Annotated in this window: 16 protein-coding genes and 3 tRNA genes (1 of these 19 running past the window's edge); all 19 read right to left on the bottom strand. The window is 68.6% G+C overall.

Annotation, left to right across the window (positions count from 1 at the left end; all coding sequences use genetic code 11):
• Positions 1-46: transfer RNA gene (locus tag ACTJKJ_RS07345), tRNA-Asp, on the bottom strand (it extends 105 nt beyond the left edge of the window).
• 190 nt (positions 47-236) lie between these two features.
• Positions 237-312, bottom strand: a tRNA-Glu gene (locus ACTJKJ_RS07340).
• Between the two features lie 42 nt (positions 313-354).
• Positions 355-430 (bottom strand) — tRNA-Ala (locus ACTJKJ_RS07335).
• Between the two features lie 145 nt (positions 431-575).
• Positions 576-1,967, bottom strand: coding sequence for a glutamate--tRNA ligase (gene gltX, locus ACTJKJ_RS07330; protein WP_297382787.1), 1,392 nt, complete (start codon positions 1,965-1,967; stop codon positions 576-578).
• The gene (locus ACTJKJ_RS07325; RefSeq protein WP_091724327.1) at positions 1,964-3,208 is read right to left on the bottom strand and encodes an O-succinylhomoserine sulfhydrylase; all 1,245 of its coding nucleotides are present in this window, start codon (positions 3,206-3,208) and stop codon (positions 1,964-1,966) included. Before ACTJKJ_RS07325 ends, gltX begins: the two co-directional genes overlap by 4 nt.
• Positions 3,208-4,719 (bottom strand): amidophosphoribosyltransferase, encoded by a 1,512-nt coding sequence (gene purF, locus ACTJKJ_RS07320; protein WP_297382788.1) that lies wholly within the window; start codon positions 4,717-4,719, stop codon positions 3,208-3,210. Before purF ends, ACTJKJ_RS07325 begins: the two co-directional genes overlap by 1 nt.
• Before the next feature lie 60 nt (positions 4,720-4,779).
• Entirely contained in the window at positions 4,780-5,268 is a 489-nt protein-coding gene (locus tag ACTJKJ_RS07315; RefSeq protein WP_297382789.1) for a CvpA family protein, read from the bottom strand.
• A gap of 83 nt (positions 5,269-5,351) precedes the next feature.
• On the bottom strand, positions 5,352-6,338 hold the full coding sequence (locus ACTJKJ_RS07310) for an SPOR domain-containing protein (protein ID WP_297382790.1): 987 nt from the start codon (positions 6,336-6,338) through the stop codon (positions 5,352-5,354).
• Positions 6,339-6,490: 152 nt separating this feature from the next.
• A complete protein-coding gene (folC, locus tag ACTJKJ_RS07305) occupies positions 6,491-7,870 on the bottom strand; it encodes a bifunctional tetrahydrofolate synthase/dihydrofolate synthase (protein WP_440820017.1) in 1,380 nt (459 codons plus the stop codon).
• A gap of 95 nt (positions 7,871-7,965) precedes the next feature.
• The gene (gene accD, locus ACTJKJ_RS07300) at positions 7,966-8,838 is read right to left on the bottom strand and encodes an acetyl-CoA carboxylase, carboxyltransferase subunit beta (protein ID WP_297382792.1); all 873 of its coding nucleotides are present in this window, start codon (positions 8,836-8,838) and stop codon (positions 7,966-7,968) included.
• A gap of 52 nt (positions 8,839-8,890) precedes the next feature.
• Positions 8,891-9,688, bottom strand: a complete 798-nt coding sequence (gene trpA / locus ACTJKJ_RS07295; protein WP_440820016.1) for a tryptophan synthase subunit alpha — start codon at positions 9,686-9,688, stop codon at positions 8,891-8,893.
• On the bottom strand, positions 9,688-10,959 hold the full coding sequence (gene trpB / locus ACTJKJ_RS07290) for a tryptophan synthase subunit beta (RefSeq protein ID WP_440820169.1): 1,272 nt from the start codon (positions 10,957-10,959) through the stop codon (positions 9,688-9,690). The genes trpA and trpB overlap by 1 nt, the downstream gene beginning before the upstream one ends.
• 89 nt (positions 10,960-11,048) lie before the next feature.
• A complete protein-coding gene (locus ACTJKJ_RS07285; RefSeq protein WP_440820015.1) occupies positions 11,049-11,684 on the bottom strand; it encodes a phosphoribosylanthranilate isomerase in 636 nt (211 codons plus the stop codon).
• A gap of 43 nt (positions 11,685-11,727) precedes the next feature.
• On the bottom strand, positions 11,728-12,510 hold the full coding sequence (truA, locus tag ACTJKJ_RS07280) for a tRNA pseudouridine(38-40) synthase TruA (protein ID WP_091724318.1): 783 nt from the start codon (positions 12,508-12,510) through the stop codon (positions 11,728-11,730).
• 84 nt (positions 12,511-12,594) lie between these two features.
• The gene (locus ACTJKJ_RS07275; protein ID WP_440820014.1) at positions 12,595-15,297 is read right to left on the bottom strand and encodes a FimV/HubP family polar landmark protein; all 2,703 of its coding nucleotides are present in this window, start codon (positions 15,295-15,297) and stop codon (positions 12,595-12,597) included.
• A 295-nt stretch (positions 15,298-15,592) separates the two neighbouring features.
• Complete coding sequence (gene asd, locus ACTJKJ_RS07270; RefSeq protein WP_440820013.1) at positions 15,593-16,723, bottom strand: aspartate-semialdehyde dehydrogenase; 1,131 nt, start codon at positions 16,721-16,723, stop codon at positions 15,593-15,595.
• Positions 16,724-16,851: 128 nt separating this feature from the next.
• On the bottom strand, positions 16,852-17,970 hold the full coding sequence (gene leuB, locus ACTJKJ_RS07265; RefSeq protein ID WP_440820012.1) for a 3-isopropylmalate dehydrogenase: 1,119 nt from the start codon (positions 17,968-17,970) through the stop codon (positions 16,852-16,854).
• 7 nt (positions 17,971-17,977) lie between these two features.
• Positions 17,978-18,628: a 3-isopropylmalate dehydratase small subunit gene (leuD, locus tag ACTJKJ_RS07260; protein WP_183479104.1), complete on the bottom strand. Its 651-nt coding sequence runs from the start codon at positions 18,626-18,628 to the stop codon at positions 17,978-17,980.
• A gap of 23 nt (positions 18,629-18,651) precedes the next feature.
• Positions 18,652-20,088 (bottom strand): 3-isopropylmalate dehydratase large subunit, encoded by a 1,437-nt coding sequence (gene leuC, locus ACTJKJ_RS07255; RefSeq protein ID WP_147241613.1) that lies wholly within the window; start codon positions 20,086-20,088, stop codon positions 18,652-18,654.
• Positions 20,089-20,112 lie beyond the last annotated feature (24 nt).

The raw sequence follows: 20,112 nt of genomic DNA, 5'->3' as shown, positions 1-20,112 counted from the left end.
CCCGCGACCCCCGGCGTGACAGGCCGGTATTCTAACCAACTGAACTACCACTCCAGATACTCAGAATCTTTCGATTCCTTCGCATCAAACTGGTCTCGCTTTGATTCGATCAATGACTTGATCGCTTCTCCGCGTCGATTTCGTTACTATACCTGATTTTGACAACGCTTAAATCGAGTTCCGAAGAATTTTCGATTTTCACGTTCAATCTCGGTCAGTAACCAAGCTCGAAAACTTGGCGTCCCCTAGGGGATTCGAACCCCTGTAATCACCGTGAAAGGGTGGTGTCCTAGGCCTCTAGACGAAGGGGACTGAACCTTCTTCCTTGAACCGCGCGCCACGCAAACCGAAGTTTGGTGGAGGTAAGCGGGATCGAACCGCTGACCTCTTGCATGCCATGCAAGCGCTCTCCCAGCTGAGCTATACCCCCTTTGGGGATTCGAACCGATTCGTTTCAGCGGCTTTTGAATCTCATCGGGGAGCTCGCGCTCCCCGTTTTGATTCGCCATCTGCTGCTTCGAAGTTCGTTTCGAACAACGCGCTGTTCAAGCGAGAACGAGAGTATAGAACGAGTTTTAAACGGAACGCAAGCGGTTCAACAAAATTTCTTTGTCGAAGAGTTCCAGCACCGCATCGACCGACGGCGTCTGCGCGCGGCCGCAGGCCAGCACGCGTACCGGGATGGCCAGTTGCGGCATCTTCAGGCCGTGCGCCGCGATCGTTTCCTTGATGGCGGCGCTGATGGAAGCCTTGTCCCAGCTGGCCAGCGCCTCGAGCTTGTCGGCGAACGCGAGCACGGCCGGCTTGACCGCATCGGTCAGGTGCTGCGCGCGGTCGGCCTCGCTGGGCGTCACCGGCGACACATACATCGCCAGCCAGTCGGCCAACGCGATGGTCGTGCTGCAGCGGTCCTTGAACAGGCCGCACATCGCCTCCAGCCGCTGCGGCGCGCTCAGGCCGCGCTTGGCCAGTTGAGCGCTCACCAGTTCCGCAAGGCGGGCGTCATCGGCCAGCTTGATGTAGTGCGCATTGACCCATTCCAGCTTGGCCGGGTCCCACTGCGCAGGGCTCTTGGAAATGTGGCTGCCGTCGAACCACGACACCAGCTGCTCGCGCGAGAACAGCTCGTCGTCACCGTGGCTCCAGCCCAGGCGCGACAGGTAGTTCAGCATCGCCTCGGGCAGATAACCGTTGTCCTCGTAGGCGGTCACGCTGACCGCGCCGCGGCGCTTGGACAGCTTCAGGCCGTCGTCGCCCAGGATCACCGGGATGTGCCCGAAGGCCGGCAAGGGCGCGCCCAGCGCATTGAACAGGTTGATCTGCCAGGGCGTGTTGTTGATGTGCTCGTCACCGCGGAAGACATGGGTGATCTTCATGTCCCAGTCGTCGACCACCACCGCGAAGTTGTAGGTCGGCACACCGTCCGGACGCAGCAGGATCAGGTCGTCGATCTCGCGGTTGTTGATGGTGATGGTGCCCTTGACCAAGTCGTCCCAGCTCACGTCGCCGTCGATCGGATTCTTGAATCGGACCACCGGCGACACGCCGGCCGGGATCGCCGGCAGCGTCTTGCCCGGCTCCGGGCGCCAGGTGCCGTCGTAGCGGCGCTTCTCGCCGCGCCCTTCCTGGCCGGCCTTCATCGCGGCCAGCTCCTCGGGCGAGCAGTAGCAGCGGTAGGCGGTGCCCGCGGCGATCATCTGCTCGATCACCGCGTGGTAGCGCTCCAGGCGCTGCATCTGGTAGACCGGACCCTCGTCGTAGTCGAGCCCCAGCCACTTCATCGACGCCAGGATCTGGTCGACCGAATCCTGCGTCGAACGCGCGACATCGGTGTCCTCGATGCGCAGCACGAATTCGCCACCGTGGTGACGCGCATAGGCCCACGAGAACAGCGCGGTGCGGGCCGTGCCCAGGTGCAGGAAGCCCGTCGGCGACGGCGCGATGCGGGTGCGGATGGGAGAGGTCATAGCGAGTTCAAACCACGGGCCAGGTCGGCCTTGATGTCTTCGATGTCTTCGAGGCCCACCGCGACGCGGATCAGCCCCTGCGTGATGCCGGCCGCCTGGCGTTGCGGCTCGGTGAGCCGGCCGTGCGAGGTGCTGGCCGGATGGGTGATGGTGGTCTTGGTGTCGCCGAGGTTGGCGGTGATGGAGCAGATGCGTGTCTGGTCGATCACGTGGAAGGCGGCGGCGCGACCGCCGTCCTCGGCCGCCCGGGCGCCGCCCTTGACGATGAAGGACACCACCGCCCCGCCCTGCCCGCCTTGCTGGCGCATCGCAAGCTCATGCTGCGGGTGCGACTTCAGGCCCGGGTAATAGACACGCTCGACGCCGGGATGGGCCTCCAGCCATTCGGCCAGCCGCGCGGCGCTGGCGGTCTGCGCCTTCATGCGCACCGACAGCGTCTCCATGCCCTTGAGCACGACCCAGGCGTTGAACGGCGAGAGCGACATGCCCACCGAGCGCATCACCGGCGTGAACACCTCGTCCACATGTTTCGACGACGCGCAGATCGCGCCGGCGATCACGCGGCCCTGGCCATCGAGGTACTTGGTGCCGGAATGGATGATGAAGTCCGCGCCCATCTTCGCCGGCTGCTGCAGCGCGGGGGATGCGAAGCAGTTGTCGACCGCGAGCAGCGCACCGTGGCCGTGCGCGATGTCCGCCAGCGCGGCGACGTCGCAGACCTCGGTCAGCGGATTGGTCGGGGTCTCGGCGAACAGCAGCCTGGTGTTGGGCTGCAGCGCGTTCTTCCATTCCGTCAGGTCGGTCTGCGAGACGAAGGTCGTCTGGACGCCGAACTTGCCGAACTCGCCCTGCAGCAGCTTGATCGTCGAGCCGAAGACCGAGCGCGAGCACACGACGTGATCGCCGGCCTTCAGCAGGCCCATCACGAGCAGCATGATCGCGGACATGCCCGAGGACGTCGCGATGCAGGCCTCGGTGCCCTCCAGCGCCGCGAGCCGGCGCTCCATCATCATCACCGTCGGGTTGGAGAAGCGGCTGTAGACGAAGGCCTCCTCCTCGTTGGCGAAGCGGCGCGCGGCGGTGGCCGCGTCCGGATGCACGAAGGAGCTGGTCAGGTACAGCGCCTCGGAGTTCTCGCCCCAGGGCGACGGCGGCAGCCCCTCGCGGACCGCGAGCGTGTCCAGGCGCGCGTCGGCCGGCAGGTCCACGCGCGGGATGCCCCCTTGCTTTTCGTTGGCCATCACTGGTCTCCACCGCTCTGCAGCGCGAGGCGGCTGCGCGCCGGCAGGTCCTCCTCCTCGGGCTGCGACTTGCGCTGCGCCTGCAGCGTCGCGAAGTCCTCGGCCGACACGTCGCCGGTGATGTACTGGCCGTCGAAGCAGGAGGCCTCGAAGCCGTTCAGACCCGGACGCAGCTGGGCGACGACGCGTTTCATCGCGTCGACGTCCTGGTAGATCAGCGCATCGGCGCCGATGAACTGGCGGATCTCCTCGATCGAGCGGCCATGGGCGATCAGCTCCTCCTTGGTCGGCATGTCGATGCCGTAGACGTTGGGGAAGCGCACCGGCGGCGCGGCCGAGGCCAGGTAGACCTTGTTGGCGCCGGCCTCGCGGGCCATCTGGACGATCTCCTTGGAGGTCGTGCCGCGCACGATGGAATCGTCGACCAGCAGCACGTTGCGGCCCTTGAACTCCAGGCCGATCGCGTTGAGCTTCTGGCGCACCGACTTCTTGCGCGTGGACTGGCCCGGCATGATGAAGGTCCGGCCGACGTAGCGGTTCTTGACGAAGCCCTCGCGGTACGGCTTGCCGATGCGGTGCGCGAGCTGCATCGCCGACGGGCGGCTCGATTCCGGGATCGGGATGACGACGTCGATCTCGCTGGGCGGGATCGTCGAGATCAGGCGCTGGGCCAGCGTCTCGCCCATGTTCAGGCGCGCCTGGTAGACCGAGATGCCGTCCATCACCGAGTCCGGGCGCGCCAGGTAGACGAACTCGAACATGCAGGGATTCAGCGTCGGATGCTCGGCGCACTGCTGCGTGTGGAGGGTGCCGCTGGTGTCGATGAACAGGGCCTCGCCGGGCGCGAGGTCGCGCGTCAACGTGTGGCCGGTGCCCTCGAGCGCGACGCTCTCGCTGGCCACCATCACCTCGCCGTCGCCCGACTGGCCGAAGCACAACGGCCGGATGCCGTAGGGATCGCGGAAGGCGAGCAGGCCATGACCGGCGATCAGCGCGATCACGCCGTAGGAGCCCTTGATGCGCTTGTGCACCGTGCCCACGGCCTTGAAGATCTGTGCCGGCGTCAGCGGCAGGTCGCGGCCGGCCATCTCCAGCTCATGGGCCAGCACGTTGATCAGCACCTCGGTGTCGCTCTCGGTGTTGATGTGGCGGCGATCGACCTCGAACAGCTCGTCCTTCAGCGCATGCGCGTTGGTCAGGTTGCCGTTGTGGACCAGCACGATGCCGTAGGGGGCGTTGACGTAGAACGGCTGGGCCTCTTCCTCGGAGTAGGCATTGCCGGCGGTCGGGTAGCGGACCTGGCCCAGGCCCACGTTGCCGGGCAGCGCGCGCATGTTGCGAGTGCGGAAGACATCGCGCACCATGCCGCGCGCCTTGTGCATGAAGCACTTGTGGCCCTGCATCGTGACGATGCCGGCCGCGTCCTGGCCGCGGTGCTGCAGCAGCAGCAGCGCGTCATAGATCAGCTGGTTGACCGGCGCCTTGGAAATCACACCGACGATGCCGCACATGGGAGGTCCTTCAATGCTCTGGAAACGGGAGGAAAGCGAAGACCCGGGCGCTCGTGACGCTCAGGCCGGAATGTAGTCGTGCAGCGCCGCCGGCAACAGCGGCCGCAGCTGCGTCAGCGCCGCCTGCAGCCAGGGCGCGGCCTGCGATTCGGTCCAGGCTTGCGAGCGCACCGCCGGTGTCATGCCGACGATGACGGTGGCCAGCAGCGCCAGCAGCACCGCGCGCAGCACGCCGAAGGCCGCGCCGCCGAGCCGGTCGATCACGCCCAGCGGCGTCGCGTGAATCAGCGCCCGGACCAGCTTCGCGCCCAGGCCCCACACCAGCAGGACGAGGATGAAGCCCAGCACCAGTCCCAGCGCATGGATCAGCGCCGGGCCGACCTTCTCCGGCGGGATGAAGCGCTCGATGAACGGGGCGACGAAGGGCGAGGCCAGGTAGGCCACGCCCCAGCCGGCGATCGTCATCAGCTCGAACACCAGGCCGCGCCAAGCGCCCAGCAGCACCGAGATCGCCAGCAGGCTCAGCAGCGCGATGTCGATCCAGTTCATCGCGGTGCTCCGCGACGGGCAACTGGCGATCGGGGCGCGAGGCGTTCATGGCCGGGCATCGTCCTGGTCTCCGTGCCGGCCCGTCAGAGCGTCAGCACGGCCGAGGAGAGGCCACCGCCGCGCACCTTCGCCGCGACCTTGTCCGCCTCGTCCCGCGAATTGAACGGCCCCACCCGCACGCGGATGCGCTTGCCGTCGGCGGTCTCGACCGCCTGCGTGTAGGTCTTCAGTCCGAGCCGCTCGACCTTGGCGCGCACGTCCTGCGCGGCCTTGCCATCGGCGTAGGCGCCGACCTGGACGATGAAGCGCCCGCCGCCGGCGGCGGCGTCGGGCTTGCGGTCCGACGCGGACCGGCCTTCCAGCAAGGCCTGCGCGCGAGCGGCGTCGGCCGACCGGGTGTCGGGCTTCGATTCGGGCTTGGCTTCCGGTTTGCGCTCCGGCTTGGCCTCGGGTTTCGGCTCGGGCTTGCGTTCCGGCTTGCTGCTTTCGGGCTTGCTGCTTTCAGGCTTGGACTCGGCCCGGGTGTCGGGTCTGGACTCCGGCTTGGGCTCGACGCGCGCCGGGCGTGCCGGTTCGGCCATCGTGGCGCGCTCGTCGGGCTGCGTCGCCATGCGCGTCGGCGGCATCGCCTGCGCGACCTGCTGCTCCGGCGTCGCGGTCTGGGGTGGCGGCACCGCGCGGTCGGCGGCGGCCTGCTCGGCGGACTCGGTGATGATGCCGCGACCGGCATCGCCATCGGCGGCCGGGGGACGCGAAGTCTGGGCGGTCGGCGCCGGGATGTTCAGCGGCGCGGCGCCGTCCTTGCGCGGGATGTCGATCGGCAGGTCCACCGGGATGGGACGGGGCTGGGTCTCGAACAGCAGCGGGAACACGATCACCGCCACCCCCACCAGCACCGCCGCGCCGATCAGGCGCCGCCGGGCCCGCAGGCGCAGTTGCTGGACGTCGTCCACCGCCTCGGCGCCACCGCGGGCACGGCCACGGCCGCCGTCGCCGGAGCGACCCCGCTCGGCACCGCGATCGCCGGCCTCATTCGCTTCGCCGCGCTTCAGGAAGGAAAGAAATCCCATGTACTCGGAAGACCTGGTTGGTGCCGCGCCGCCCCGGAGCGGAAAGCGGCCCTGGCGCATCTGCGGACAGGGCCGCCGACTTCAATCGCGACAGATTCGAATGCAGCGTTGCGATGCGTTCAACGCGCGGTTGGCGCGGCATGGGCGGTAGTTCAGGGCCCGGCTTCCGGCTGGACGCCGCCGCCCAATCTCGGGATGCCGTGCTTGAGGATGCCGCCCACGGTGAAGAACGAACCAAAGACCAAAATTCTATCAGCGGGGTCCGCCTCGGCCGCCGCGGCGGCCAGCGCCGACGCGGGGTCCGGATGCAGAGAACTGCCCACTTCCTTCGGCGTCTGCAGCGCGCCGGCGGCGCGGGCCTCGTCGAAGCGCTGCTGGAGCGCCTGGGCGGTCGCCGCACGGGCGATCGGCAGGTCGCAGAAGTGCCAGTGATCGATCAGCGGCGAGATCCGCGCCAGGATGTTGGCCAGGTCCTTGTCGGCCATCGCGCCGAGCACCGCGCGGGTGCGCGGGTAGAAGCCCATCTGGTCCAGGTTCTGCGCCAGCGCCGCCACCGCGTGCGGGTTGTGCGCCACGTCCAGCACCAGCATCGGCGAGCCCGGGATCACCTGGAAGCGCCCCGGCAGCTCCACCAAAGCCAGGCCGGCGCGCACCGCCTGGGCGGAGATCGGCAGCCGCTCGTACAGCGCCTCGAACACGGCCAGCACGCCGGAGGCATTCAGCAGCTGGTTCACGCCACGCAGCGCCGGATACGACATGCCGCTGTAGCGGCGCGAGCGCCCCGCCCACTGCCACTGCTGCCGGTCGCCCGAATAGGTGAAATCGTGGCCCAGCTGGCGCAGGTCGGCCCCGATCGAGGCCGCATGCGCGGCGATCGAGGCGGGCGGCATCGGGTCGGAGACGATCACCGGCTTGCCCGGCCGCATGATGTGCGCCTTCTCGCGGCCGACCGATTCGCGGTCCGGACCCAGGTACTCGGTGTGGTCCAGGTCGATGCTGGTGATGACGCTGCAGTCAGCATCGATCGCGTTGACCGCGTCCAGCCGCCCGCCCAGGCCGACCTCCAGGATCACCAGGTCCAGCGGCTCCGCGGCCAGGCGATGCAGGATCGCGAGCGTCGTGAACTCGAAATAGGTCAGGGTCAGCTCGCCGCGCGCGCGCTCGACGGCCTCGAAATGCGGCAGCAGCGACGCGGCATCCACCGGCGCCCCGCCGACGCGGCAGCGCTCCTGGAAGTGCACCAGGTGCGGCTTGATGTAGAGGCCGACGCGGTAGCCGGCCTGCAGCGCGATGCTCTCCAGCATCGCGCAGGTCGAGCCCTTGCCGTTCGTGCCGGCGACCATGACGACGGGCGTGTCCGCGCCGAAGCGCAGGCCCAGGCGGTCGCGCACCTCGGCGACCCGGGCCAGCGTCATGTCGATCTCCTTGGGATGCAGCCGCTCGCAGCGCGACAGCCACGCCTCCAGCACCGGCTGGGCGTCGCCGCCCGGGGCCAGTTGCGGGATCGACAGGTCGTTCGGGGAAGAAGTCATCGGAATGTCCAAGGCTCAAATGAAGACGGCCAGACCGGGAGGGGTCTGGCCGTGCTGAGGACCGGAACCGCCGCGGGCGGTTCGGCGGCGCGCCGTCAGGCGACCGCGTCGGCGCTCTGGCGCTGCAGGATGGCCAGGTTGCGGGCGATGACCTCGCGCAGCTTGCGGCGGTCGACGATCATGTCGATCGCGCCCTTCTCCATCAGGAACTCGGCGCGCTGGAAGCCCGGGGGCAGCTTCTCGCGCACGGTGTTCTCGATCACGCGCGGGCCCGCGAAGCCGATCAGCGCCTTGGGCTCGGCGATGACCAGGTCGCCGACGAAGGCGAAGCTGGCCGAGACACCGCCCATCGTCGGGTCGGTCAGCACGCTAACGTAGGGCAGCTTCGCCTTGGCCAGACGCGTCAGCGCGGCATTGGACTTGGCCATCTGCATCAGCGAGAGCAGGCCTTCCTGCATCCGCGCGCCGCCGGTGGCGGTGAAGCAGATGAAGGGGGTCTTCTGCTCCAGCGCGGTCTCGACGCCGCGCGCGAAGCGCTCGCCGACCACGGAGCCCATCGAGCCGCCCATGAAGTCGAACTCGAAGCAGGCGGCGACGACCGGGATGCTCATCACCGCGCCGCCCATCACGACCAGCGCGTCGGTCTCGCCGGTGTTCTCCAGCGCTTCCTTGAGGCGGTCGGGATACTTCTTGCTGTCCTTGAACTTCAGCGCGTCGACCGGCAGCACCTCCTGACCGACCTCGTAGCGCCCTTCCCCGTCCAGGAACGCGTCCAGACGGGCGCGGGCGCCGATGCGGTGGTGGTGGCCGCACTTCGGGCAGACGTTGACGTTCTGCTCGAGGTCGGTCTTGTAGAGCACCGTCTCGCAGGACGGGCACTTGATCCACAAGCCTTCCGGCACCGTGCGGCGCTGGTCGGGGTCGGTCTGCTGGATCTTGGGCGGAAGAAGTTTCTCAAGCCAACTCATGGCGGGCTCCTATGTCTGTCGCGAAACGCGAAAGCGGGGCAGATTGCCCCGCTCAGGCGTCCAGCGCGGCGCGGATGTCTCGGATGAAGGCCGCTGCCTGGATCGCGACATTATCCCTGGATTGCAGCTCGATCAGCTGAACCAGGGCCGAACCGATCACCACCGCGTCCGCATGCCGGGCCACGGCGGCGGCCGTCGCCCCGTCACGGATGCCGAAACCCACGCCCAGCGGCACCTTCACGTGCCGGCGCAGGCGCGGCATGGCATCGGCGACGGCGCCGGTGTCCAGGTGGCCGGCGCCGGTCACGCCCTTGAGCGAGACGTAATAGACATAGCCGCTGGCCAGCCGGCCCAGACGCTCGACGCGCTCGTCGGTGGAAGTCGGCGCCAGCAGGAAGATCGGATCCAGCCCCTTGGCCTTGAGCGCGGTGGCGAAGGCCTCGCACTCCTCGGGCGGATAGTCGACGACCAGCACGCCGTCGACGCCGGCGGCCTGGGCCTCGGTGACGAAGCGCTCCAGGCCGAAGCGCTCGACCGGATTCGCGTAGCCCATCAGCACGACCGGCGTGTCCGCATCCTGCTGGCGGAAGGCGCGCACCATCTCCAGCACATGGGTCAGCGTGATGCCCTTCTGCAGCGCGCGCTCGCTGGCGCGCTGGATGACGGGGCCGTCGGCCATCGGATCGGAGAACGGCACCCCCAGCTCGATGACGTCGGCGCCGGCCTGGGCCATCGCCAGCATCAACTCGACCGTCACGTCGGCATAGGGATCGCCCGCGGTGACGTAAGGGATCAGCGCCTTGCGGCCCGCGGCGGCCAGCCGCGCGAACGTGGCCTGGATGCGGCTCATTAGGCACCTCCCTTCACGGCGTGGCCGGCCATCGAGGGCCGGTCGAAATACTCGGCGCCCGACAGGTCGGCGACGGTGCCGATGTCCTTGTCGCCGCGGCCGGACAGGTTCACCAGCAGGTGCTGGTCGGGGCGCATCGTCGGCGCGAGCTTGATCGCATGCGCGAGCGCGTGACTCGATTCCAGCGCCGGGATGATGCCCTCGGTGCGGCACAGCCGGTGGAAGGCGGCGAGCGCCTCGGCATCGGTGGCGCCGACGTACTCGGCGCGGCCGATGTCCTTCAGATAGGCGTGCTCGGGGCCGACACCCGGATAGTCCAAGCCGGCGGAGATCGAGTGGGTCTCGATGATCTGGCCGGCCTCGTCCTGCAGCAGGTAGGTGCGGTTGCCGTGCAGCACGCCCGGCGAACCGGCGCTCAGCGTGGCCGCGTGCTTGGGCGTGTCGACGCCCTGCCCCGCCGCCTCGACGCCGATCAGGCGCACGTCCTGGTGCGGGATGTAGGGATAGAAGATGCCGATCGCGTTGCTGCCGCCGCCGACGCAGGCGATGACCGCATCGGGTTGCTTGCCGATCATCTGCGGCATCTGGACCAGGCATTCGTCGCCGATGATGCGCTGGAAGTCCCGGACCATCATCGGATACGGATGCGGACCGGCCACGGTGCCGATGATGTAGAAGGTCGACTCGATGTGGGTGACCCAGTCGCGCATCGCCTCGTTGAGCGCGTCCTTGAGCGTCTTGGAGCCGGATTCCACCGGGACGACCTTCGCCCCAAGCAGGTTCATCCGGTAGACGTTGGGCGACTGGCGCTTCACGTCCTCCGAGCCCATGTAGACGACGCATTCCATCCCGTAGCGGGCGCAGATGGTGGCGGTGGCCACGCCGTGCTGGCCGGCGCCGGTCTCGGCGATGACGCGCTTCTTGCCCATGCGGCGCGCCAGCAGCGCCTGGCCGATGGTGTTGTTGACCTTGTGCGCGCCGGTGTGGTTCAGGTCCTCCCGCTTGAGGAAGATCTGCGCGCCGCCCAGCTCGCTGCTCAGGCGCCGGGCGTGATAGATCGGGCTCGGGCGGCCGACGAAATGGGCCAGCTCGTACTGGAATTCGCGGATGAACTCCGGATCCTGGCTGTAGCGGGCGTAGGCCTCATTCAGCTCGTCGAGCGCATGGATCAGCGTCTCGGCGACGAAGCGGCCACCGTAGTAGCCATGGGCGTTGGCCGTCGGCACGGGGCCGAAACGGCCTTGCGCGTCGGGCTGCGCATAGCCGGCCAGCGGTCCCGTGACGAACGGGATCGAATCGGGGATGGTCTTGGACATGAGGGGTCCTCTATGAGGATGCCCGCGCGCGCTTCGAAGCGGAATCAGGCCGACTCCAGGCGGTCGGCCTCGCGCACGGCATCGCAGAACTGGCGGATCTTCACGGCGTCCTTGAGGCCCTTGGCGGCCTCCACGCCGGAGCTGACGTCAACGGCCCAGGGCCGGACCTGCCGCACGCCATCGATCACGTTGGCTGCACTCAACCCACCAGACAAAACGACCGGAGAGGGAACGCTTGGAGGCAGCAGTGACCAATCGAAGACCTTTCCGCCTCCACCGTAACCGTCGACGAAGGCGTCGAGCAGCACGGCCTGGGCGCGGGAGAAACGAGTCGCGAAGTCTAGCAAATCGAAGCCCGGCGCCATGCGCGCCGCGCGCAGATAGGGGCGCGACCAGCGGTCGCAGTCCTCGGGCGACTCGTCGCCGTGGAACTGCAGCGTCAGCGTCGGGATCGCGGCCAGCGCCGCCTCGATCGCTGCCGGCGCGGCGTTGACGAACAGGCCCACCGGCGTCACGAACGGCGGCAGGCGCCACGCCAGCTCGGCGGCGCGCGCGACGCTCACCGCGCGCGGGCTCTTCTCGTAGAACACCAGGCCGATCGCGTCGGCGCCGGCCTCGACGGCGGCATCGACATCGGCTTCGCGGGTCAGGCCGCAGATCTTGATTCGGGTTCGGCTCATGGGACGCCAGTCTAGGCAGGTTCTCGGACGGCGAGGCCTCCGCTCACGGCAACCAGTCCATCGCGGCGGTGTGCCGCGGCAGGTTCAGGTGATCGTCGTAGGTCGGGCCGACGAAGTACAGCCCGTCCGGCGGGAAGGTCGGCGCCGCCGCGTCGCGCGAGCGCGCCGCCAGCACCTCGTCCATCCACGCGGGCGGCTTCTGTCCGGCACCGACCGCGACCAGGCAGCCCATGATGTTGCGGATCATGTGATGCAGGAAGGCGATGCCGTCGAATTCGAAGCGCCAGTAGGCACCGCGCTTCTCGATGCGGATGCCGTGCAGGATCTTCACCGGCGAGGCGGCCTGGCACTCCGACGAGCGGAAGGAGCTGAAGTCATGCTCGCCGACCAGGCGCGAGGCCGCGTCGCGCATCGCCTCGCCATCCAGCGGGCGGAAGGTCCACCCCACCCCGCCGGCCTGGATGGACGGACGCACGTTGGACTCCAGCAGCAGGAACCAGTAGCGGCGGCCGCGCGCCCAGTTGCGCGCATGGAAGTCCTCGCCGGGAAAGGCGGCCCATTGGATCGCGATGTCGCGCGGCAGGTAGCGGTTGACGCCACGCACCCAGGAGAAGGCTTCGCGCGCCACCGGCGAATCGAAGTGGACCACCTGGTTGAGCCCATGGACGCCGGTGTCGGTGCGGCCGGCGCAGATGGTGCGGATCGGTTGCGCGACGAACTGCGCCAGCGCCGCTTCCAGCGCGTCCTGCACCGTGCCGCCGCCGGGCTGGCTCTGCCAGCCCTTGTAGGCCTCGCCGCGATAACTCACGCCCAGCGCCACGCGCATGCAGGTCTCCGAACTCGAAAGGAAGCCGCCAAAAAGAAAAGGCGCCCGGCCAGGCCGAGCGCCTTGTCGTGAACCGGCCGCAGTTTAGCGAAGCTGGTCCAGCATCTGCTGAGCGCGGTCGCGCACCGGACCGGAGGCCTTGCCGACCAGCTCCTGCAGCACGTCGCGCGCGCCTTCGGTATCGCCGATCTGGCGGAATTCCTCGGCCAGTTCCAGCTGACGCTGCAGCGCCTCGTCGTCGTTCGGGTCGATGCTGTCCAGGTCGACGCCCAGGTCGTCCAGGCTCATCGTGTCCGGGGTCGACCGGATGTCCGGCAGCGCACCCAGGTCCGGCAGGTCGATCGAGGCGACGTCCTGGGTCTCGAACGACTGGCCCGCCTTCCCAGGGCTCGCCGGCGCGTCGGACGGCAGGTCCAGGTCGATGCTCGACAGGTCGAAGTCCAGCGACGACGGATCCTGCGCGGGCGCCGGGGCCGGCGCGCCACCCAGGTCGTCCAGGTCGCCGAGGTCGAACTCCAGCTCGCGGGCATGGGACGGGGCCGGCGCCGCCGGCGGCGTGCTCAGGTCCAGGTCCATGCTCATCGGCGCCTGGCTGGCGGACGACGGCAGCGCCTGCGTGGCGGCCATGGCCGGTGCCGGTGCGGGCGGCGACGCCAGGTCCAGGTCGAGGTCCAGGTCCATCGGGCTGGACGGACCGCTGTCGCGCGGCGCGGCGGCGGCAGCAGCGGTCGCCGCGGCACGGGCGATCGCACCGCTGCCCGGGTGCGCGAGGCCCGCGGCGGGCAGCGTGCTGGCGTTCATCGGCTCGGGGCGCTCATCGTCGCTCTCGAACATCGTCGGCGCGCCACCGGGCTGGTACAGCGGATTCTCCGGATCGACCTGGCGGCCGAGCTCCTGCACCTTGGCCCAGTCCTCGCCCTGCCCCTTGGTCTCGGCGTAGAGCTGCACGGCCAGTTGCTCGAAGCCCTTGATGTCGCGGCGCTTGCCGTAGACCTCGAGCAGCTTCAGGCGGATGGCCAGGCGTTCGGGATTGGCGCGCAGCGCTTCCTTCAGGATTTCCTCGGCCTGCAGGTCGCGGCCATAGGCCAGGTAGACATCGGCCTCGGCGACCGGGTCCACGTCGCCGATCGCGTCGAGCTGGCTCAGCGAGTAGCTCATCGACGACTGGCCGGTGGTCGACGCGTCACGGGTGTCGACGCGCTGGCCGCCGCTATGGCCGAAAAAAGAATCCGGCGCCAGACGGCTCTCGGCGAAGGCGGTCTCCGAGCGGGAAGCCGCGTCGCGGCGGGCGCGCCAGCGGTTGTAGCCGATGCCGCCGGCGATCACAGCCAGTGCCGCGACCAGCGCGGGCAGGTAGTCGCCGAGCGAGTCCAGGAAGCCGGGCTCCTCCGGTTCCGCGTGCGGCGCGGGCACGGCGCGCGGCGCCGACGCGGCGACCGGACGCGAGGCCGGTGCCTCGGCGACGGCGGCCGAGGCCGGCGCGGACGCGGCGGCAGGCGCTTCCGAAGCGGGCGGCACGTTCGCGGCCACGCTCACCGGCGGCGTCACCACCGGGGCGGGTGCTGGCGCGGGAGCGGGGGCAGGCGCCGGAGCGGGCGCGGGGGCCGGTGCGGCGGCGGTCGCCGTCGGCGCGGACGGCTTCGCGGCGGCGGAGAGCTTCTTCAGCTCCTCGACGTTGCGGGTCAGCTCGGCGACGCGCGCCGCAGAGTCCTTCTTCTCGGTGTCCTTGGACACCTTGGCCTCGCCGCCGGTGGCGACGTTGGGCTTGCTCAAGGTCAGCTTGTCGGGCGTGGCCGAGGTCGCCGGCTTGCGGTCCTCGACGGCCGCCTGCACCGAGCCCTTGGCCTGGCGGGCGTTCTCGTCGGGCTTGAGCGTCGGCGCGGCTTCGGCCAGGCGCTGGCGGTAACCGCCGAAGTCACTGCTCTGCGCCTGGATGACGCGGCGCGCCTCCTGCGGCGTGATCGACTGGACCGACTCGCTGCCCGGCACCGACAGCACCGCGCCGGACTTCAGCCGGTTCATGTTCTGGCCGATGAACGCGTCGGGGTTGCTGCGGTACAGGCCGACCAGCATCTGGTCCAGCGACACGCCCGCGGGCTGGGTGCGCGAGGCGATGCGCGACAGCGTGTCGCCCGGCTTGACGGTGTATTCGGAATCGCCCGTGGCCGGCGCCGGAACGGCCGGTGCAGCGGACGGGGCCGGTGCGGGACGCGGCGTGCGCGCGGTCACGGCCGGCGCGGGCGGCTGGCTGACCGGGGTGGCCGGCGCGGAGGACACCGGCGCCTGCGTGCGCGCGGTCGCCGGCGACGGCGCGGGCGCCGAGATCACCGGCGAGGTGGTCGGTTCGGCCGGACGCGCGACGTTGTTGCTCGGCGGATCGAACAGCAGCGTGAACTCGCGGGTCAGGCGGCCGCTGGACCAGTTCACCTCGAGGATGACGTCGACGAAGGGCTCCTGCACCGCGCGGTCGCTGGACAGGCGCAGATAGGGGCGTCCGTCGGAACGGCGGGCCAGTTGCACCTGCGTGTTGGCCAGCACCGCGTTGTAGTCCAGGCCCGAGGCGCGATAGGACTCCGGCGGCGCGACGCGCAGCTTCAGCGAACTCGCCTCTTCAGGGCTCAGGCTGCTGACGTCGATCTCGGCGCGCAGCGTTTCGCCGAGCGCCGACTGGACCGTCAGTTTCCCCAGTCCCAGACCCCAGGCGGAGCCCGCCGCCAGTCCCAACGCGGTGACCGCGGCCACCTGGCTCAGCGCAAAACGCGCATATGCGCTCGCATGTTTTTTCAAGGCGTCCCCCAAAGCAACAAAGCGGCCCACCCGGAGGACCGCTCGTCATGACGTATTGTTGTTGTGCGACTCATGCGCCGCGCAGGCTCCCTGCCCATCCCGCGGTAGAAAATCACAACGGTGGCAAGCATATACGCATCGTTGCTGAGGTAGCTCATGAATAACATCCATGAGCCAGCCTCGATTCACAGGTGGTTACGGCCTTGTCGCTAGAAGGCAACGCGGGCGCCGTGCTCGCTTTCCCTCATCGGAGCGAAAAAAAGCGGTGGCACGCCACCGCTTCCCGACCCCTGGCTCAGCGATCCAGCAGGATCCTCAGCATCCGGCGCAGCGGCTCCGCCGCGCCCCACAGCAACTGGTCACCGATCGTGAACGCGCCGAGGTAGTCCGGGCCCATCGCCAGCTTGCGCAGGCGGCCCACCGGGATGGTCATCGTGCCGGTCACGGCCACGGGCGTCAGGTCCTTGATCGTGGCCTCGCGGGTGTTGGGGACGACCTTCACCCACTCGTTGTCGGCGGCGATCATGGCCTCGATGTCGGCCAGCGGCACGTCCTTCTTCAGCTTGAAGGTCAGCGCCTGCGAGTGGCAGCGCATCGCGCCCACGCGCACGCAGAAGCCGTCGACCGGCACGGCCGGCGAGCCGAAGCCCTCGCCCTGGCCGAGGATCTTGTTGGTCTCGGCCATGCCCTTCCACTCTTCCTTGGAGGTGCCGTTGCCCAGGTCCTTGTCGATCCACGGGATCAGCGAGCCGCCCAGCGGCACGCCGAAATTGGCGGTTTCCTCGGCCGACAGCGAACGCTGCTTGGCGATGACCTGGCGGTCGATCTCGAGGATCGCGCTCTTGGGGTCGTCCAGCAGCGGACGCACGGCGGCGTTGAGCGTGCCGTACTGGGTCAGCAGCTCGCGCATGTGCTGCGCGCCGCCGCCCGAAGCCGCCTGGTAGGTCTGCGTGGACATCCACTCGACCAGGCCCGCCTTGTACAGCGCGCCCACGCCCATCAGCATGCAGCTGACGGTGCAGTTGCCGCCGATCCAGTCCTTGCCGCCCTTGGCCAGCGCGTTCTTGATCACCGGCATGTTGACCGGGTCCAGCACGATCACGGCGTTGTCGGCCATGCGCAGCGAGGACGCGGCGTCGATCCAGTGGCCGTTCCAGCCCGCGGCGCGCAGCTTGGGATAGACCTCGTTCGTGTAGTCGCCACCCTGGCAGGTGATGATGATCTCGCAGCGCTTGAGCTGCTCGATGTCGAAGGCGCTCTGCAGCGCGGTCTCGTTCTTCGCGAACGACGGGGCGGCGCCGCCGGCGTTCGAGGTGCTGAAGAACAGCGGCTCGATCAGGTCGAAATCGCGCTCCTGCGCCATGCGGTCCATCAGCACGGAGCCGACCATGCCGCGCCAACCCACCAGTCCAACCAAAGTCGTCATTTGCGTTCCTTGAAGAGGCCCGGCACTGCTGGCCGGGCATGTCGCCCAAACACCGTCACAAACCCTGGGGAGCCTGCCCGGCTCGCTTCGCCGGGTTTGTGAGTGGGGGCGAGACGAACCGGAGCGGACTAGCTCTTGATGGTTTTGGTCGTGGTAATGGTGGTCGTGCCCTTGCTGGACGCAATGGCGGCGACGACGGCATCACCCATCTCGCGCGTGCTCACCTTCTGGGTGCCCTCGCTCCAGATGTCCGCGGTACGCAGACCCTGGGCCAGCACGGACTGAACCGCCGACTCGATGCGAGCGGCGGCTTCGGGCTGGTTGAGGGAGAACTTGAGCATCATGGCAGCGGACAGGATTGTAGCCAGCGGATTGGCAATCCCCTTTCCTGCGATGTCTGGCGCGCTGCCATGACTCGGTTCGTACAGGCCTTTGTTGTTCTTGTCCAACGAGGCACTGGGCAGCATGCCGATCGAGCCGGTCAGCATGGCCGCCTCGTCCGACAGGATGTCGCCGAACATGTTGCCGGTGACGACGACGTCGAACTTCTTGGGCGCCTTGACCAGCTGCATCGCGGCGTTGTCGACGTACATGTGCTCGAGCTCGACGTCCGGGTACTGCTGATGGACCTCGGTCACGACGTCCTTCCAGAACTGGAAGGTCTCCAGCACGTTGGCCTTGTCGACCGAAGTCACCTTGCGGTTGCGCTTGCGCGCGGCCTGGAAGGCGACGTGGGCGATGCGCTCGATCTCGGGACGCGAGTAGCGCATCGTGTCGAAGGCTTCCTCGCTGCCGGGGAAGTGGCCGTCGACGGCGGTGCGGCGGCCGCGCGGCTGACCGAAGTAGATGTCGCCGGTGAGCTCGCGGATGATCAGGATGTCCAGGCCCGCGACGAGTTCCGGCTTGAGGCTGGACGCATGGGTCAGCTGCTCATAGCAGATCGCGGGACGGAAGTTGGCGAACAGGCCCAGCGCCTTGCGCAGGCCCAGGATCGCCTGCTCGGGGCGCAGCGCGCGCTCGAGCTTGTCGTACTTCCAGTCGCCGACGGCGCCGAACAGCACGGCGTCCGCGTCCTGCGCCAGCTTGAGCGTGGCCTCGGGCAGCGGATGGCCGGCGGCCTCATAGGCGGCGCCACCGACGGGCGCGGTCTCCATCTCGAGCGGCAGCTCGAGCACGTTCAGGACCTTGACGGCCTCCGCGACGATTTCGGTGCCGATGCCATCACCGGGCAGGACTGCGATCTTCATGGGGTCCTCAGCGAGTAATTCGGTTGTTGAGCCACGGCTTGGTGGCGATGCGTTCGGCCTCGAAGGCCTTGATCTTGTCGGCGTGACGCAGCGTCAGGCCGATGTCGTCGAAGCCGTTGAGCAGACAGTACTTGCGGAATGGCTGGACGTCGAAGGGCAGTTCCTCGCCATCGGGCTTGACGACGACCTGGCGCTCCAGGTCCACGGTCAGCTGATAGCCCGGGAAGGCGAAGACCTCGTCGAACAGGCGCGCAACCTGGCTCTCGGGGAGCACGATCGGCAGCACGCCGTTCTTGAAGGTGTTGTTGAAGAAGATGTCGGCGAAGCTGGGCGCGATCAGTGCGCGGAAGCCGTACTGCTGCAGCGCCCAGGGCGCGTGCTCGCGGCTGGAGCCGCAGCCGAAGTTGCCGCGCGCGATCAGGATCGAAGCGCCCTGGTAGCGCGGCTGGTTCAGCACGAAGTCCGGGTTGGGCTTGCGCGAGGCCGGATCCTGACCCGGCTCGCCGTGATCGAGGTAGCGCCACTCGTCGAAGAGATTCGGGCCGAAGCCGCTGCGCTTGATCGACTTCAGGAATTGCTTGGGGATGATCGCGTCGGTGTCGACGTTCTCGCGATCCATCGGGGCCACGAGGCCCTTGTGCACGGTGAACTTGTCCATGTGTTGCTCCTGCATTCGGGCGCTCAAGCCAGACGTCGCACGTCGACGAAGTGCCCTTCCATCGCGGCGGCCGCGGCCATCGCGGGGCTGACGAGGTGGGTGCGACCGCCGGCGCCCTGACGACCTTCGAAGTTGCGGTTGCTCGTGGAAGCGCAGCGCTCGCCCGGCTCGAGGCGGTCCGCGTTCATCGCCAGGCACATCGAGCAGCCCGGCTCGCGCCATTCGAAGCCGGCAGCCTTGAAGATCTGGTCCAGCCCTTCAGCCTCGGCCTGCGCCTTCACCAGGCCGGAGCCCGGCACCACCAGCGCCAGCTTGACGTTGCTGGCCACGCGGCCGCCCAGGCGCTTGACCACGGCCGCGGCCTCGCGCATGTCTTCGATGCGGCTGTTGGTGCAGCTGCCGATGAAGACCTTGTCGATGCGGATGTCGTTGATCGCCTTGTTGGGCTCCAGCGCCATGTACTGCAGCGCGCGCTCGATGGCGCCGCGCTTGACGGCGTCCTTCTCCTTCTCGGGATCGGGCACGCGATCCTCGATGGACAGGACCATCTCGGGCGAGGTGCCCCAGGTCACCTGCGGGCGGATCTGCGTCGCGTCCAGCTCGACGACCGCATCGAAGGTCGCGCCCGGATCGGAATGCAGCGTGCGCCAGTACTGCACGGCCTGGTCCCATTCGACGCCGGTGGGCGTGAACGGGCGGCCCTTGACGTACTGGATCGTCGTGTCGTCGACGGCGATCAGGCCGGCGCGCGCGCCCGCCTCGATCGCCATGTTGCAGACGGTCATGCGGCCTTCCATCGACAGCGCGCGGATGGCGCTGCCGGCGAACTCGATGGTGTAGCCCGTGCCGCCGGCGGTGCCGATGCGGCCGATGATGGCCAGCACGATGTCCTTGGCGCCGACGCCGGGCATGACCTGGCCCTCGACCTTGATCAGCAGGTTCTTGGCCTTCTTGGCCAGCAGCGTCTGCGTGGCCAGCACGTGCTCGACCTCGGAGGTGCCGATGCCATGCGCCAGCGCGCCGAAGGCGCCGTGCGTCGAAGTGTGGCTGTCGCCGCAGACGACGGTCATGCCGGGCAGCGTGGCGCCCTGCTCCGGGCCGATCACGTGGACGATGCCCTGGCGCTTGTCGCTCATCTTGAACTGCGTGATGCCGAAGCGGTCGCAGTTCTTGTCCAGCGTGTCGACCTGCAGCCGCGACACCGGATCGGCGATGCCCTGGCTACGGTCCGTGGTGGGGACGTTGTGGTCGCTGACGGCCAGGTTGGCCGACAGGCGCCAGACCTTGCGGCCGGCCAGATCGAGGCCCTCGAAGGCCTGCGGGCTGGTGACTTCGTGGACCAGGTGGCGGTCGATGTACAGGACGGCGGTGCCGTCCTCCTCGGTGTGCACCACGTGCTCGTCCCAGAGCTTGTCGTAGAGGGTGCGTGGCGCACCAGCGTTGGCGATGTTGGCGGTCATGGGATGGCTCTCCATCACTTCAGG

Origin of the sequence: Roseateles sp. 22389 (assembly GCF_052044995.1) — a bacterium.
GTDB lineage: Bacteria > Pseudomonadota > Gammaproteobacteria > Burkholderiales > Burkholderiaceae_C > Roseateles.
The sequence above is the reverse complement of the archived record's forward strand: the minus strand, read 5'-3'. Positions and strand labels throughout refer to the sequence as shown.

Excerpts from the sequence above, each read along its gene's own strand:
- ACTJKJ_RS07325 (WP_091724327.1), bottom strand. The coding sequence starts at position 3,208 with ATGGCCAACGAAAAGCAAGGGGGCATCCCGCGCGTGGACCTGCCGGCC.
- leuB (WP_440820012.1), bottom strand. The coding sequence starts at position 17,970 with ATGAAGATCGCAGTCCTGCCCGGTGATGGCATCGGCACCGAAATCGTC.
- trpA (WP_440820016.1), bottom strand. The coding sequence starts at position 9,688 with ATGAGCCGCATCCAGGCCACGTTCGCGCGGCTGGCCGCCGCGGGCCGC.
- truA (WP_091724318.1), bottom strand. The coding sequence starts at position 12,510 with ATGCGCGTGGCGCTGGGCGTGAGTTATCGCGGCGAGGCCTACAAGGGC.
- ACTJKJ_RS07315 (WP_297382789.1), bottom strand. The coding sequence starts at position 5,268 with ATGAACTGGATCGACATCGCGCTGCTGAGCCTGCTGGCGATCTCGGTG.
- leuC (WP_147241613.1), bottom strand. The coding sequence starts at position 20,088 with ATGACCGCCAACATCGCCAACGCTGGTGCGCCACGCACCCTCTACGAC.
- leuD (WP_183479104.1), bottom strand. The coding sequence starts at position 18,628 with ATGGACAAGTTCACCGTGCACAAGGGCCTCGTGGCCCCGATGGATCGC.
- ACTJKJ_RS07285 (WP_440820015.1), bottom strand. The coding sequence starts at position 11,684 with ATGAGCCGAACCCGAATCAAGATCTGCGGCCTGACCCGCGAAGCCGAT.
- folC (WP_440820017.1), bottom strand. The coding sequence starts at position 7,870 with ATGACTTCTTCCCCGAACGACCTGTCGATCCCGCAACTGGCCCCGGGC.
- accD (WP_297382792.1), bottom strand. The coding sequence starts at position 8,838 with ATGAGTTGGCTTGAGAAACTTCTTCCGCCCAAGATCCAGCAGACCGAC.
- gltX (WP_297382787.1), bottom strand. The coding sequence starts at position 1,967 with ATGACCTCTCCCATCCGCACCCGCATCGCGCCGTCGCCGACGGGCTTC.
- purF (WP_297382788.1), bottom strand. The coding sequence starts at position 4,719 with ATGTGCGGCATCGTCGGTGTGATTTCCAAGGCGCCGGTCAACCAGCTG.
- ACTJKJ_RS07310 (WP_297382790.1), bottom strand. The coding sequence starts at position 6,338 with ATGGGATTTCTTTCCTTCCTGAAGCGCGGCGAAGCGAATGAGGCCGGC.
- asd (WP_440820013.1), bottom strand. The coding sequence starts at position 16,723 with ATGACGACTTTGGTTGGACTGGTGGGTTGGCGCGGCATGGTCGGCTCC.